The sequence below is a fragment of the Nocardiopsis sp. NPDC006139 genome (assembly GCF_040614155.1).
In the GTDB taxonomy this organism is placed as follows: Bacteria; Actinomycetota; Actinomycetes; order Streptosporangiales; family Streptosporangiaceae; genus Nocardiopsis; species Nocardiopsis changdeensis.
The window spans coordinates 17,509-30,944 of sequence record NZ_JBEXTT010000001.1 but is presented as its reverse complement, the minus strand read 5'-3'; the positions used below and the strand labels follow the sequence as shown (position 1 = coordinate 30,944).

15 protein-coding genes are annotated in these 13,436 nt (G+C 71.9%); 10 read left to right on the top strand and 5 right to left on the bottom strand.

Annotated features, from left to right (window positions below; translation table 11 throughout):
- Positions 1 to 134: 134 nt before the first annotated feature.
- Complete coding sequence (locus ABZ249_RS00145) at positions 135 to 344, top strand: hypothetical protein (protein WP_355255007.1); 210 nt, start codon at positions 135 to 137, stop codon at positions 342 to 344.
- A 322-nt stretch (positions 345 to 666) separates the two neighbouring features.
- Complete coding sequence (locus ABZ249_RS00140) at positions 667 to 1,893, top strand: hypothetical protein (protein WP_355255004.1); 1,227 nt, start codon at positions 667 to 669, stop codon at positions 1,891 to 1,893.
- Positions 1,894 to 2,060: 167 nt separating this feature from the next.
- Here the strand turns inward: ABZ249_RS00140 and ABZ249_RS00135 are convergent, their stop codons facing one another.
- Entirely contained in the window at positions 2,061 to 3,047 is a 987-nt protein-coding gene (locus ABZ249_RS00135) for an aldo/keto reductase (RefSeq protein WP_355255001.1), read from the bottom strand.
- A 503-nt stretch (positions 3,048 to 3,550) separates the two neighbouring features.
- On the opposite strand from ABZ249_RS00135, the gene ABZ249_RS00130 reads away from it, so the two are divergent.
- From ABZ249_RS00130 to ABZ249_RS00115, 4 genes are read left to right on the top strand one after another with little or no spacing between them, the layout of a single operon-like run.
- On the top strand, positions 3,551 to 4,051 hold the full coding sequence (locus ABZ249_RS00130; protein ID WP_355254998.1) for a hypothetical protein: 501 nt from the start codon (positions 3,551 to 3,553) through the stop codon (positions 4,049 to 4,051).
- Positions 4,048 to 5,277: a divalent metal cation transporter gene (locus ABZ249_RS00125; RefSeq protein ID WP_355254995.1), complete on the top strand. Its 1,230-nt coding sequence runs from the start codon at positions 4,048 to 4,050 to the stop codon at positions 5,275 to 5,277. The genes ABZ249_RS00130 and ABZ249_RS00125 overlap by 4 nt, the downstream gene beginning before the upstream one ends.
- A gap of 1 nt (position 5,278) precedes the next feature.
- Entirely contained in the window at positions 5,279 to 5,665 is a 387-nt protein-coding gene (locus ABZ249_RS00120; RefSeq protein ID WP_355254992.1) for a hypothetical protein, read from the top strand.
- Entirely contained in the window at positions 5,662 to 5,991 is a 330-nt protein-coding gene (locus ABZ249_RS00115; RefSeq protein ID WP_355254989.1) for a PRC-barrel domain-containing protein, read from the top strand. The genes ABZ249_RS00120 and ABZ249_RS00115 overlap by 4 nt, the downstream gene beginning before the upstream one ends.
- A gap of 300 nt (positions 5,992 to 6,291) precedes the next feature.
- On the opposite strand, the gene ABZ249_RS00110 is transcribed toward ABZ249_RS00115, so the two are convergent.
- The gene (locus tag ABZ249_RS00110) at positions 6,292 to 6,747 is read right to left on the bottom strand and encodes a DUF6098 family protein (protein WP_355254986.1); all 456 of its coding nucleotides are present in this window, start codon (positions 6,745 to 6,747) and stop codon (positions 6,292 to 6,294) included.
- Positions 6,748 to 6,935: 188 nt separating this feature from the next.
- On the opposite strand from ABZ249_RS00110, the gene ABZ249_RS00105 reads away from it, so the two are divergent.
- On the top strand, positions 6,936 to 7,604 hold the full coding sequence (locus ABZ249_RS00105; RefSeq protein ID WP_355255986.1) for an HNH endonuclease family protein: 669 nt from the start codon (positions 6,936 to 6,938) through the stop codon (positions 7,602 to 7,604).
- A 614-nt stretch (positions 7,605 to 8,218) separates the two neighbouring features.
- Complete coding sequence (locus ABZ249_RS00100) at positions 8,219 to 8,764, top strand: lytic polysaccharide monooxygenase auxiliary activity family 9 protein (protein ID WP_355254983.1); 546 nt, start codon at positions 8,219 to 8,221, stop codon at positions 8,762 to 8,764.
- A gap of 146 nt (positions 8,765 to 8,910) precedes the next feature.
- Here ABZ249_RS00100 and ABZ249_RS00095 read toward each other — a convergent pair whose 3' ends face one another.
- Together ABZ249_RS00095 and ABZ249_RS00090 are read right to left on the bottom strand one after the other, a co-directional pair.
- On the bottom strand, positions 8,911 to 9,294 hold the full coding sequence (locus ABZ249_RS00095; protein WP_355254980.1) for a VOC family protein: 384 nt from the start codon (positions 9,292 to 9,294) through the stop codon (positions 8,911 to 8,913).
- A 160-nt stretch (positions 9,295 to 9,454) separates the two neighbouring features.
- Entirely contained in the window at positions 9,455 to 9,889 is a 435-nt protein-coding gene (locus ABZ249_RS00090; protein ID WP_355254977.1) for a nuclear transport factor 2 family protein, read from the bottom strand.
- Positions 9,890 to 9,983: 94 nt separating this feature from the next.
- Here ABZ249_RS00090 and ABZ249_RS00085 point away from each other — a divergent pair, with 94 nt between their 5' ends.
- Positions 9,984 to 10,469, top strand: coding sequence for a MarR family winged helix-turn-helix transcriptional regulator (locus ABZ249_RS00085; RefSeq protein ID WP_355254974.1), 486 nt, complete (start codon positions 9,984 to 9,986; stop codon positions 10,467 to 10,469).
- Here the strand turns inward: ABZ249_RS00085 and ABZ249_RS00080 are convergent.
- Positions 10,432 to 11,280: a recombinase family protein gene (locus ABZ249_RS00080; RefSeq protein WP_355254971.1), complete on the bottom strand. Its 849-nt coding sequence runs from the start codon at positions 11,278 to 11,280 to the stop codon at positions 10,432 to 10,434. The genes ABZ249_RS00085 and ABZ249_RS00080 overlap by 38 nt on opposite strands.
- Before the next feature lie 10 nt (positions 11,281 to 11,290).
- On the opposite strand from ABZ249_RS00080, the gene ABZ249_RS00075 reads away from it, so the two are divergent.
- The coding region (locus ABZ249_RS00075) for a tetratricopeptide repeat protein (protein ID WP_355254968.1) at positions 11,291 to 13,436 on the top strand (2,146 nt) is incomplete at its 3' end.

Sequence of the window (13,436 nt, the reverse complement as noted above, 5' to 3'; positions counted from 1 at the left end):
CCGCCCGTACCGGGGCGTACAGGTCGGGGTGCCCCTCGGCCCCGGAGCCGGAGGCGGACCAGGACGGGGAGAAGCCGGGCACCGAACGCAAACCCGCCGGCTGAGACCGCCCCGGGCACGGCCACAATGGCCGCATGACAAAGCGTGCGGGGGATACCCGCGTTCCAGCGACCGGTGTCGAGGCGGCGGCGAACGGCCTCCTGGGCCTGTGCGCCGTGATGTTCGTGCTGCACATCGTCGCCCCGACGCACTGGACCACGCTGGCGGTGCCGGTGCTCGCCCTGCTGGCGGTGGGCCTTCGCATCGAGGCCGCCATTCGCGGCCGGGGCCCGGCGGACGGCTGAGGCCGTACCGGGACCATGGCGGCCGCCACGCCGCGGCCGGTACCGAGGGCGCGGCGCGGCATATGCGCCCCGAAGGATGCGCCGCCGCCGGCGAGGCCGACCTCCACCCTGGACTCGGTCGGACCGCAAGGGGGGCCTACGGTCGGCCGGATCCCCTGCGGATGCGGCTGCTGTAGCCGCCCATACCGTTGCCAAGCGCCCGCCTTGACCTACTGATCGGACGTCGACGGTCTGTCCTCCCGCGAATCCGTGAACGGAGAGTGACGATGACCGGGACGCGGCGGGCGGTCGGCGCCCGCCCGGAACAAAGGAAGGGACGCTCGTGAGCACCACCGAAGAGCAGGCCGCCGAGGCCTTGCAGGCCGCTCCTCCGATCATCCTGGCGCCCGGCCCCCGCACCACCGATCACACCCCGCCCGAGCCCGACGACATCTGGGACCTGCCCTACGGCACCGCCTGGGTCTACCACGGTGAGGGCAACAGCGGGCTCACCCGCCCGGTCCTGATCGCGGACGGCTTCAGCTCCGGCCCCAGCGACCTCGCCCTCACCTGGGAGCTCCTGGAGCACGGACCGTTCCCGCTGCTGAGCGAGCTCCGCCGCCGGGGCCGCGACGTGGTCCTGGTCGGCTACCACGAGCGCAGCGCCCCGATCCTCCAGAACGCCGAGACGGTGATCGCGGCCGTCACCGAGGCGAACGACCGCCGGGTGGGCGACCACCCGCCGGTCGTCGGCGGCTTCAGCATGGGCGGCCTGGTCACGCGGTACGCCCTCGCCAAGATGGAGACGACGGGCACCGACCACCAGGCACGGCTCTACTTCTCCTGGGACAGTCCGCACACCGGTGCCTGGATCCCGGTCCCCCTGCAGGCGTTCGCGCACTACATCAAGAAGCTCGACGGCCGCTTCTCGGACCAGATCAACAGCCCGGCCTCCCAGGAACTGCTGACCAGGCACATCGCGAGCTGGAAGGACAAGCCCACCGCCAGTGAGAAGCGCCGGGCGTTCCTGCGCGCGCTGGAGGAGGTCGGCAACTGGCCCCAGGAGCCCCGGCTGATCGCCCTGGCGAACGGCCCGGCCACCGGTGCCGGCAACGGGGTGGGCCCCGATGCCGAGGCCGTGGTCGGCAAGGGGTTGGCCGTCACCGGGACCGAGCTGCGCACCCAGGCCGAGGGTGACGACCAGTCGGCCGCCAAGCTCCGGGTGGTCACCCTGCCCACCCGCCAGATCCGCACCAGCGGACTGCCCGACGCCGACGGTGCGCCCGGCGGAACCCTGCCCGGCTTCGGGATCCTCGCCGACGCGTTGAACGCGCTCCCGGCCTTGCTGGACTTCAAGGTCGACGTCCCGGTCCGCGAGCACTGCTTCGTCCCGGCCGTCAGCGCCGTCGCCGCGCGCGAGCCGGCCACCCACGAGGACCTGTACACCCCGCTCAGCGAGGAGGAGCTGGAGAAGACGCCCTTCGACGCCGTCAAGCTCGCCTCGCGGAACGAGATGCACGCCCTGGTCAGCGAGGAGCTCGCCACCTGGTTCCTGGACCAGCTGCCCTGAGACCGGGCTCGGGACCGGGGGCGTGTCGGGGAGGAGTGACGGCCTGCCTACCGCGCACCCGGGCGGACCCGCGGAAGCGGGCCGGCCGGATGCACCATCGGGCCCCGCTCTCCGGTACCCCCGGAGGGCGGGGCCCTCTCGCGAGCCGGGGTCGGGGGCCGCCCGGGTCAGCGGTTCACATAGCCCATGTGCAGCTCGTTGTAACGGTCGCCGTGGACGCCGACCCGCCGGGTCAGGGAGTCCAGGTCCGCCAGCTCGTCGGCCGAGAGGGCGACCCCGGTGGCCTCGGCGTTCTCCCGGACGCGGGAGGTCCGGCGGGTGCCGGGGATCGGCACGATCCACGGCTGCCGGGACAGCAGCCAGGCCAGGGCGATCTGCCCCGGTGTCACCTCCTTCGCGGCCGCGAGGGCCTTCACCTGGTCCACGAGGGCCTGGTTCGCCGCGAGGTTCTCCGGCTCGAAGCGCGGGACCCCGCGGCGGATGTCGCCCTCGGCGAAGGCGGTGGACGTGTCGACGGCACCGGTGAGGAACCCCCTGCCGAGCGGGCTGAACGGCACGAAGCCGATGCCGAGTTCCGCCAGGGCCGGCAGCACCTCCGCCTCCGGGTCGCGGGTCCACAGCGAGTACTCGCTCTGCACCGCGGTGACCGGGTGGACGGCGTGCGCGGCCCGGATCGTGGCGGCCGACGCCTCGGAGAGGCCGAAGTGGCGCACCTTGCCCTCGGCGACCAGCTCGCCGACGGTCCCCGCGACGTCCTCGATCGGCACGGCGGGGTCGACACGATGCTGGTAGAACAGGTCGATCACGTCGGTGCGCAGCCGCTTCAGGGACGCCTCGGCCACCCGGCGGATCTGCTCGGGGCGGCTGTCCAGCCCGACCATCCGGCCGTCCCGGATGTCCCAGCCGAACTTGGTGGCGATCACCACCCGGTCGCGCAGCGGCTCCAGCGCCTCGCCGACGAGCTCCTCGTTGTCGTAGGGCCCGTAGACCTCGGCGGTGTCGTAGAAGGTGACCCCGTGGTCGACGGCGGACCGCAGGACCGCGATCATCTCGTCGCGGTCGCCGGGGTTGGGCCCGTAGCTCTGGGACATGCCCATCGCGCCGAGCCCGACCGCGGAGACCTCCAGGCCCCGGCCGAGTGTTCTGGTGTGCATGCTCAGTCCTCCGTGGTCGTGTCGTGAGTGCGGGTGCGGGTGCGGGTGTGGTCGTCGTCGGCGACGTGATCGGGCCGGGCCGCGGCCGTCGCGGGGGCGCCGCCGTTCTCCGGCAGGGCGGAGTGCTCCGTGAACCGGCCCGGGGCCGACCCGCGCCGGTGCTCCTCGCCGGGAGGCGTGCGGACCGCAGCCTCGGTACCCGCCGCCGGCCCGGGCCTGCGTTCCGCCCGGCGACACACCGGGAACGCCCGCCCCGTACCCCGGTCCTGTCGTCCACGCGCTCCACGCTACGGCGACCGGACCGCGTGTGGGAGGTCCTGCCGGTGCGCCCTCACGGCGGGAACCCCCTTCAAAGGCGCAAAGGAGGAAAGGGACGCATCCGAGCCGCGCTGTGGACGGTGCAGGGGCCGCCCCCTATGAGGTCCGGACAGCCCGGCCGCGACTTCCCCGAACCCCCGGTTGCGATAAGCGATAAAACCGTTACTCAGAGCTATGGTCGAAGGGTGCTGGAAACCCTCGCGCCCCGTGTGCGCACCTCAGGCGGGTGGCCCCCGACGCCGGCGGTCCGCGGACTCCTCGCCGCGCTGGCCCTCCTCGTGCTCGCGCTCACCGGCTGCGTTGCCCCCACCCCCACCACCGACGCCCACCGGGCCTCCGCCGGGCAGACCGTCACCGACCTCCTCTCCGCCGTCAACTCCGGCGTCCTGGTCGCCGCGGCGCACCGGGACGGGAAGGCCTTCTCCCCCTACCTGGAGACGGTCGCCTGGGACGCCGAGTCCGCGGCCCGCTCGATCGCCGACACCTACGGGATCATCCAGCCCCCCTCGGCCGAGTCCGACCTCCTGCGCGCCCGCCTGGTCCCCCTGTGCGACGACGCGGTCAACGCCCTCGCCGACCTGCGCATCGCCCTGCGCAGGGACGACTCCGCGGGGGTCGCCGAGGCCGCGCGCCTGCTCACGGAGACGGCCGACGCCCTGGAACGCCTCGAGGGGGAGCTCTCATGAGGTGGCTGACGGCCTTCACCCTGGGCCTGCTCACCGCCGTCGGCGGCTTCCTCGACATCGGCGACCTCGTCGCCAACTCGATCGTCGGCTCCCGCTTCGGCATGACCCTGGCCTGGGTGATCCCCCTCGGGCTGGTCGGCCTGATGCTGTTCACCGAGATGTCGGCCCGCGTCACCTCCACCACCGGCCGGGGCACCTTCGACCTGGTCCGCGAACGCCTGGGCCCCCGGGTCGGCCTCGCCAACCTGCTGGCCTCCTACCTCATCACCCTCCTCACCTTCGCCGCCCAGCTCGGCGGCATCGCCCTGGCCCTGGAACTGGCCAGCGGCATCCACTACCTGCTGTGGGTGCCGGTGGCCGCCGCCCTCGTCTGGATCGTGCTCTGGCGCGTGCCGTTCGACCGGATGGAGAAGATCTACGGCTTCATGGGCCTGGCACTGGTGGTGTTCGGCGTCGCGCTGTGGCGGCTGGGGCCGGACTGGGGGGTGCTGCTGGAGGACGCGCTCGCGTTCGCCCCGCCCGCGGACGAGGGCACGGCGGTCTGGTGGTACTACGCCATCGCCCTGTTCGGGTCCGCGATGACCCCCTACACCGTCCTCTTCTTCTCCTCCAGCGGCGTGGAGGAGAAGTGGACCCCCAAGGACCTGGCCACGGCGCGCGTCAACATCTTCTTCGGCCTCCCCCTCGGGGGCCTGCTCGCCCTGGCGATCATGGGCTGCGCCGCGGTCGCGCTCCTGCCCGCCGGGATCCAGGTGTCGGACCTGGGCCAGGTGGCCCTCCCGGTCGTCTCCTCGCTGGGCAAGATCGGGGTGGTCATCGCGATCCTCGGGTTCTTCGCCGCCACCTTCGGCGCCTCGCTGGAGTCGGGCCTGGCCGCCGGGTACGCGGTGGCCCAGTACTTCGGGTGGCAGTGGGGCAAGGAGCTGCCGCCCCGCAGGGCCGCCTACTTCCAGCTCGTGATCCTGGGCGGCCTGCTGGCGGGGACGCTCTTCGTCCTCACTGGCGTCGATCCGATCACCGTCACCGAGTACAGCCTGGTGCTGTCGGCCGCCGCCCTGCCCCTCACCTACCTGCCGATCTTCGTCGTCGCCAACGACCGCTCCTATCTCGGGGACCGCGTCAACTCGCGCTTCACCAACGTCCTCGGGTCGGTCTACCTGGTGCTCCTGTCCGCGGTCTCCCTGGCCGCCATCCCCCTGATGGTCTACACGAAAGCGGGTCAATGAGATGTCCGACGGAGGGGGCGGTTCCGTCTTCCGGATCGGGTTCACCGTCCTGGACCGCCAGATCGTCGACGCCGAAGGCGACAACGTGGGCAAGGTCGACGACGTGGAGTTCGAGTGGCGTGAGGGGGAGCCGCCCACGATGACGGCCCTGGTCAGCGATACCGCGGCCCTCGGCCCGAGGATCGCCGGGCGCCTGGGCCGGTCCTGGGAGGTGCTCCTGGGGAGGCTGCGGCCGCCCGACGAGGAGCCCACGCTCATCCGTTTGGAGGACGTGGAGCAGTTCGATCCCTCCACGGTCCTGTCCATAGCGGCGCCGCCGGGCATGCGTCCCATGGAGACCTGGGTGGCGGAGCACATCATCTGCCGGATACCCGGGGGCCGGCGGTGAGGCGGCTGCGCGCGGGCGAGCTGCTCGGGGTGCGGGTGGTGGACCGGGACGGGCGTGAGGCCGGCTCGGTCCAGGACATCGTCGTGCGCCACGAGGAGGGGGTCTACACGGTCCTGGGGCTGGTCCTGGGCCGCTCCGCGCTCGCCGGGCGCTTCGGGTACGGGGACTCGCTGGAGCCGTCCACGCCGTGGAAGCACCTGCTGGGCTGGCTGCGGCGCCACGAACGCTACGTGAAGTGGGAGGACGTCATCGCGGTGCGGGAGGACCGGATCGAGATCGGGGTCGACCACGGGTCGCTGCCCCGCCGCTGGCACGAGGCGCACTGAGCCACGGGGAGCGCTGAAGCACGGGGCGCACTGAGCCATGAGGCGCGCTGAAGCGCGGGGCGCGGGAACACCCCGGGCGTGGGAGCGCGGGGCGCGGGCACACCGGACGCGCTGAGGCGGGACCGCACCGGGGCGGGCGCGCGCCGGAGCGGAGACGTGCCGGAGCGGGCGCACACCGAAGGGGAGACGCGTCGGAGTACGGGTCGCACCGGAGGAGGGCGGCGCGGGGGAGGGGCGGAAGGCGGGCCGGGGAGCAGTGCCCGCGGGACCGGCGGGGCGCACGTGCCGCGCCCCGCCGGCTCATTCGTCGTTGGGCCCCCGGCCCGCCGAGAACCGCAGCCGGTACCTCTCCAGCGCCTCCTCCATGACCGTTTCCGCGAGGCGGGCGACCGGTTCGACCCGGTCCAGGAGCGGCTCGTGGTCCGGGCCGCGGGCGACCACCCGCCCGCGCAGGGCCCACCCGTGCCGGTCGGAGTCCTCCTCGGCCAGCGAGGCGTACTTGCGCACCTGGCGGGCGAGCCAGTCCTCCAGCGGGCGGGTCCACCACGGCTCCGGCGTCAGCGGGGTCGCCGACAGCCCGGGCAGGTCCAGTCCGCTCTCGTAGTCCTTGCTGGTGATGCAGGCGTCCCGCTCAGGGCCCTCGGAGTACCGCAGGTACAGCGGGCGCGGGTCGCGGACGAGGTCCGCCAGGCCGCTCAGGTCGGAGACCACCGTCGGCTCGCCTCCGGCGGCGAAGAGTCGGGAACCGTCCGCCATGGGTGCCGACTACCCGCCCGGCCCCGGGCCATGCCCGGAACCTCCCTTTCCGGGGTGGGAGAGGGCCCCGGTCATTCCGGGAGGATACGGCCGCCCCTCGCGCGTCGCCCGCCCCCGCCCGACTCCTTACCGGAGAATCACCCTGCCGTCACAGAAAGTGATCGACCTCGAAAGGCTCTTCCGTGTCCCTGCTCGCACGCTTCTCCGCCCTCGCCCCGGCCGTTCTGGCGGCGGTCGTGGCACTCCCGGCCAACGCCCCCGCCCACGCCCACGAGACCGCCGTGTCCGTCCCCCTGCCCCTGGCCGCGGCGGTGGCCGCCCTGCCCGTCGCCGACGAGGCCCGGGAGGGCTACGACCGCTCGCTCTTCCCCCACTGGGTGGACGCCGACCGCAACGGGTGCAACACCCGGTCCGAGGTCCTGCTGGAGGAGGCCGTGGTCGCGCCGGAGGTCGGGGACCGGTGCCGGATCTCCGGCGGGGAGTGGTCCTCCTACTACGACGGGGAGACCGTCACCGAGGCCCGGGCGCTGGACATCGACCACATGGTGCCGCTCGCCGAGGCCTGGGACTCCGGCGCCTCGCAGTGGACGACCGCCCGGCGCCGCGACTACGCCAACGACCTGGGCGAACCGGTGGCCCTGGTCGCCGTCACCGCCCGCCAGAACCGCAGCAAGGCCGACCAGGACCCGGCCGAGTGGATGCCCGCCTCCGCGGAGGCGCACTGCCGGTACGTCACCGAGTGGACCACCGTGAAGACGCGGTGGGGCCTGTCGGTCGACACCGCCGAGCGGGAGGCTCTGCTCGGCTTCGCGCAGTCCTGCCCGGACGCGGTCGTGGAGACCGAGCCCGCGGCCTGACGGGTCCGCACGCCGCCGGGCCCCGGCACCGCGTTCGACGCGGTGCCGGGGCCCGCGTGCGTTCTCCGCGGGGCTCCCGTGCGCGGCCCCGGCCGGAGTTCCGGCCGGGCTCCCGCGCGGCCTCCGGCCCCGGCCGCCGCTCCGGGGCGGACACCGGGCCGGGGAAGCAAAATGTGGCCTTCCGGTGAGGTCTACCGGGGCCGACCGGCCCGGGCCGGATTGGTCCACTGCCCGTCGGTGCGAACCACCCACGCAATGGGACGGAATCCTTCCTGTTCCGGTTCGCCGGTGCCCGGCGGACCCGCCCGTACCGCCGTGCGCAGGGCGCCCACTGGTCCTGTGGGCGGTCCGGTCCCGCCGCCCACCAGCGGATCCGACGCTTCGTCACGGGCCGCTTACCGGCCCCCGCGGGCGGGAAACCCCTGAGGCAGAGGGATCCCGGGCGCCCGCTCCCCGCGGCTCGGAGCCCGTGGCCCCTCCGACACCTCCGCAGTTCCGAGCGCTCGCCTTCGCCCCGGGCCGGTACCGGCCCGGGACTCCCCCCCCAATGGATTCCCGCTACCTCCCGGCCTCCGCGGTGCCGGGACGCGATCCACGACCGAAGGACCCGCACCATGCCGACCCTCACGTCCGACACCTCCCGTAAGAAGCACCGTTTCCGCGCGGCGGCGGCAGTGGCCGCCGCGACCACCCTCTTCCTCGGCCTCATGCCCACGGGCACGGCCAGTGCCCACGGCTACATCTCCAACCCGATGAGCCGCCAGGCCCAGTGCGCCGCGGGCATCGTCCAGTGCGGCGGCATCCAGTGGGAGCCGCAGAGCGTCGAGGGCCCCAAGGGGCTCATGCGGTGCGACGGCGGTGTCGGCCGCTTCTCCGAACTGAACAACGACAACCACGGCTGGCGGGTCACCGACGTCAGCCGGGTCCAGACCTTCAACTGGACCATCACGGCGGCGCACTCCACGTCCACCTGGGAGTACTTCATCGGCAACCAGCGGGTGGCCGTGTTCAACGACAACGGCGCCCGTCCGCCGTGGTCGTTCAGCCACACCGTGGACCTGTCGGGGTACAGCGGGCGGCAGAAGCTGCTGGCCCGGTGGAACATCGCCGACACGGCCAACGCCTTCTACGCCTGCGTGGACATCAACATCCGCAGCTAAAGACCGGTCCCGCACGCGGGACCCCCGAGGGCCCGTCCGGCCCGACGGCGGCGTCGCGAACGCCGTGGAACCCGCCGGGCCGGCGCGGCCCGCCTCCGGGACCGAGTGCGCCGGTCCCGGTTTCGTGCCCCCGTCGCCGGAGCCCGTCAGGGGTGCGCGGCGGCCCGGTCGGACTCACTGCGCAGAACGCAGAACTCGTTGCCCTCGGGGTCGGCGAGAATCACCCAGCCCGAACCGTCGGGGTTCCGGTGGTCGGCGACGAAGGCGGCGCCCAGGCCCAGGAGCCGTTCCACCTCCTGGTCGCGTGAGGTCTCGGGCCGCAGGCACAGGTGGATCCGGTTCTTGATCGTCTTGGGCTCGGGCACCTGGTTGAAGTGCAGGACCGGGCCCTCCGCCAGCATCACCTGAGTCTCCGGTTCTCCCGGCTCGTCCTCCGGATGCAGCGGGCGGCCGGTCACCCCGCTCCAGAACCGGGCCAGCTCATAGGCATCCGCACAGTCGATCGCCACATTCTGCACTACCGAGACCATGCGGCCCAGCTTCGCCGATCCGCGCTCCGGACGCCACCGGGTTTCCCCGTGCTGGTGTCGTGGGCGCGGCCCTGTCGGGCGGGAGCGGGGCGGGCGGGGGAGGGGAGGAGCGGAACAGGGGCGGGTTCGCGGCCCCCGCGCCGGTCGCGGTGCCCGTGCCCTAGAGGGCCCGATCGAGGGCCGCGGTCAGCGCGACCGGGGTGATCTCCAGGCGGTCGAAGCGCCAGCCGTCGCCGGTGCGGCGCGCCCCGTAGCGGTGGACCGCGGCCGCGATGGCCTCGGACTCGTCGTCCATGACGAACACGGCGATGTCGTGGGCGCGGACGGCGGCGGTGTCGCCGTCGATCTCGATGACGAGGTTGGACTTGTTGTGCAGGGTGCGGGCGTAGTCGTCGTGGCGCGAGCGGACGAGTTCGACGAGCGCCCTGATGCCGCGGGCCCGTCCGCGGAGGGACGTGACGACGACGTCCTCGGTGAAGAGCCGGTCGCTCTCGTCGTAGCGGCCCTCGTCGATCCACAGGCTGTGGCGGGCGACCAGGTCGGCCAGCTCGGCGCGGTCGGCGAGTTCGCGGACGAGGGTGTCGGTGCCTGTCATGGGAGGTCCTCCGGTTTGTTAGTGGAACTAACGTTAGTGGCACTAATGAATTTAGATCGTTAGTGGCACTAACGCAAGCCGGTAGCCTGTCGGCATGGAGACCGGAGACGAGCTGCGCTTCGACCACGGCGACGAGACCCCGGCCCGGCTCAGGGGCCAGCTCTCGCGCCTCCTCGGGATGACCGCCGTCCAGACGGGCCGCGTCGCGAGCGACGCGCTCGCCGCGGTGGGTGCCCACAAGAACCACTTCATGGTGCTGGCCGCACTCGCGGAGTTCGGCGACGCCAGCCAGGCGGACCTCTCCGGCCGCACCCGGATCTACACCAGCGACCTCGTCTCGGTCCTCAACGACCTCGTGAAGGGCGGGTGGGTCCGCCGCGCCCCCGACCCGGCGGACAAGCGGCGCAACGTCATCACCATCACCGGCGCGGGCGAACGCCGCCTCGCCGAACTCGACCGCGTCCTCGACGGGGTGAACGAGCACGTCATGGCGCCGCTCGACGGTGAGGAGCGTGCGCGGCTGTTCGCGCTGCTGGGCCGGATCAACGCCCACCTGGCCGACCAGCCGGAGGGTGCCTGACAGGCGGGGTTGGAGCGGGCGGTCGGGGGTTCCGGGCGGGGGCGCACCCGGGCGGGGCGGAACGCCGCAGTGGGAGCAGGTGTTCGCGCCGTGCGGAAGCGGAGGTGTGCACGGCCCGGCGGCGGTCGGCCGCCTGGGCGGGCAAGATCAAGGCGACCATCGCGCACCCCAAGGACCGGCGTGAGAACCGCCGCTGTAAGGGATCGGCGGGCGGCAGGCCCCGGTCTTCGACCGAGACGCCTGCCGGGGCTGCAATGCCGTGGAGCGGTGTAGCGATCTGCTCGAGCAGAACCGGGCGGTCGCGTCCTGCTACGACAAGCGGGTCGAGACCTTTGACGGGATCGTGTTGGTGGCCTCGATCCGGATCTGGCTCCGCGACCTGACCCGTCCAAAAACACTGCCTAGTTCCGGTAGGTGCTTGTACAGGATCGACCTGATCACTCCGAGCAGGCGCGCGGCCCAGGTGTTCACCGGACGCGCGGGCCACCTCCGAACCCTCGCGGGTGCCCTCCACGATGAGCTCGCGGATGAACTCCGCCGGCGCGGCGAACACGTGGAACACCAGCCGCCCGCCCGGGATGGTGGTGGCCAACGCTTCGTGCAGGGACCGAAACCCCACCCCTGCACGGAGCAGGCCGTCGACCAGGGTGATGAGGTCGGTCAGGGAGCGGGAGAACCGGTCTGGGCAGGCCGCCACCAGGGTGTCGTCGGATCGCAGGTAGGCCAGGCACGTTTTCAGTTCGGGGCAGTCGGCGTCGCGACCGGACTTCTTGTCCGCGAAAACTTGCCCAGAACGCCTGCAGGGACGCAAGAATCAGTGGATGGGATGGAAGCGGACGCTTGACGGTACGGCCAACACGATCACCGATGATGTGTCGGGCACTGCAGTGCAGGCCAACCGTGTCGAGGGCGGCGTCGGCAACACCAACACCACCACGACCATCACCAACCACACGGTCGTGCAGCAGGAGCAGACGCTGCCGAAGGCGTTGCAGGGCCTTCCCATGGTGGTGGGTGGGTTCGTGGGCCGCGACGAGCAGATGCAGGAGCTGCTGGATTTTCTGGACCCCACAGGTGGCTCCGACCGCGGTGATGATGGGTCGGGTGCGGTGGTGGTCTGTGCGGTGGCCGGCATGGGCGGGGTCGGCAAGACCGCACTGGCCGCGCGGGCCGCGCACCGGGCATGGGAGCAGGGATGGTTCAGCGGCTACCTGTTCGTGGACCTGCACGGCTACACCCCCCACACACCAGCCCTGACCGGTGAGGCCGCGCTGGATGCATTGCTGCGTCAAACCGGTGCGGACTTGGAGAAGATGCCGCTCGGGGTGGCCGAGCGTACGGTGTTCTACCGCTCGGCCTTGGCCGACCTGGCCAGGGCCGATGAGCGACACCGTCCGGTGTTGGTGCTGGCCGACAACGCTCACCACGTGGACCAGGTCGAACCTCTGCTCCCGGGGGCGGGCGGGCACCGTTTACTGGTCACCAGCCGCGAAGCACTACCCCTGGGCTCCCGCCAGGCCTTGACCCTGGACACTCTGTCCCCTGACCAGGCGGTGGAAGTGCTCACAGCCGGCTTGCCCTCCACTGACCCCCGCCGAGAGCAAAAGGAAGGTTTGGGGGAACTGGCGAAGCGGTGCGGGTACCTGCCGTTGGCGCTCAAGATCGCCGCTGCTCTGCTGGCCCGCAAGATCCGTCTGGCCCCGCACCGGTTGGCGGTGCGATTGGGGGAGTTGGCCAAGTTCACTGACGGCCGCCACGATCTCAAAGCGGTTTTCGATGCCTCCCTGGCCCACCGCTCCCCCGAGGAGGTACGGGTATTCGCTCTGCTGGGCTCCAATCCCGGAAACGACATCCACACCACCGCAGCTGCGGCCCTGGTCGGTCTGGAAGTGGAGGATGTGGAGGAGGTACTGGAGGAGTTGGCGGCCGCACACCTGATCACCACACCCGCGGAGGACCGGTGGGCGATGCACGACCTGGTGGCCGAACACGCTCGTGCCCTGATCCCACCCACCACCAACACCGAGCGCCCCACAGGGGAGGGCGGCCAAGGCAGCACCGGCGAAGTGGTTGACGCCCGCGACCAGGCTTTGGACCGGATCCTGGATTTCTATACGGCTAGGACCAATGCGGCCGATGACCACCTGCGGGCCCTGAAAGGCGACACCCCATCCGAACTGTTTCCAGGCCGTGAGGAGGCGTTGGGGTGGTTGGACGCCGAGATCGACAACCTCCTGGCGTGCGTGCGCACCGCACACCACACCCACTGCGCGCGGGCCGCCATCCGCTTGCCCCAGTACCTGAGTATCTACCTGCGGCTGCGGCGCCGCTTCGACGACGCCATCGACACCCACACTTTGGCCCGACAGAGCGCGCATCAGGTCGGAGACACTCAAGGGGCAGCGATGGCATGGAACAACCTCGGCACCGCACTGCGTCAGGTGCGTCGGTTCGATGAGGCGATCGACGCCCACACCCGCGCCCGCCGGGCCTTCCACCAAACCGGAGACGCCCACGGCGAAGCAATGGCATGGAACAACCTCGGCCTCGCGCTGCGCGACGTGGATCGGTTCGGTGAGGCGATCGACGCCCACACCTGTGCACGGGAACTCCATCAGCGGACCGGTGATATCCAGGGCGAAGCGAAGGCGTGGAACAACCTCGGTGTAGCGCTACAAGAGGCACGTCGGTTGGAAGAGGCGATCGACGCGCACTCCCGCGCTGGCCGGGCCTTCCACCAAACCGGTGACACCCATGGCGAAGCGATGGCGCAGAACAACCTCGGCCTGGCGCTGCGCAAGGTGGATCGGTTCGATGAGGCGATCGACGCGCACTCCCGCGCTGGCCGGGCCTTCCACCAAACCGGAGACGCCCATGGCGAAGCGATGGCGCAGAACAACCTCGGCCTGGCGCTGCGCAAGGTGGATCGGTTCGATGAGGCGATCGACGCGCACTCCCGCGCTGGCC

What these genes read in the sequence shown, in the direction of transcription:
- ABZ249_RS00110 (WP_355254986.1), bottom strand. Translation starts at nt 6,747, where the DNA reads ATGGCGGACGGTTCCCGACTCTTCGCCGCCGGAGGCGAGCCGACGGTG.
- ABZ249_RS00135 (WP_355255001.1), bottom strand. Translation starts at nt 3,047, where the DNA reads ATGCACACCAGAACACTCGGCCGGGGCCTGGAGGTCTCCGCGGTCGGG.
- ABZ249_RS00125 (WP_355254995.1), top strand. Translation starts at nt 4,048, where the DNA reads ATGAGGTGGCTGACGGCCTTCACCCTGGGCCTGCTCACCGCCGTCGGC.
- ABZ249_RS00100 (WP_355254983.1), top strand. Translation starts at nt 8,219, where the DNA reads ATGCCGACCCTCACGTCCGACACCTCCCGTAAGAAGCACCGTTTCCGC.
- ABZ249_RS00120 (WP_355254992.1), top strand. Translation starts at nt 5,279, where the DNA reads ATGTCCGACGGAGGGGGCGGTTCCGTCTTCCGGATCGGGTTCACCGTC.
- ABZ249_RS00095 (WP_355254980.1), bottom strand. Translation starts at nt 9,294, where the DNA reads ATGGTCTCGGTAGTGCAGAATGTGGCGATCGACTGTGCGGATGCCTAT.
- ABZ249_RS00085 (WP_355254974.1), top strand. Translation starts at nt 9,984, where the DNA reads ATGGAGACCGGAGACGAGCTGCGCTTCGACCACGGCGACGAGACCCCG.
- ABZ249_RS00145 (WP_355255007.1), top strand. Translation starts at nt 135, where the DNA reads ATGACAAAGCGTGCGGGGGATACCCGCGTTCCAGCGACCGGTGTCGAG.
- ABZ249_RS00090 (WP_355254977.1), bottom strand. Translation starts at nt 9,889, where the DNA reads ATGACAGGCACCGACACCCTCGTCCGCGAACTCGCCGACCGCGCCGAG.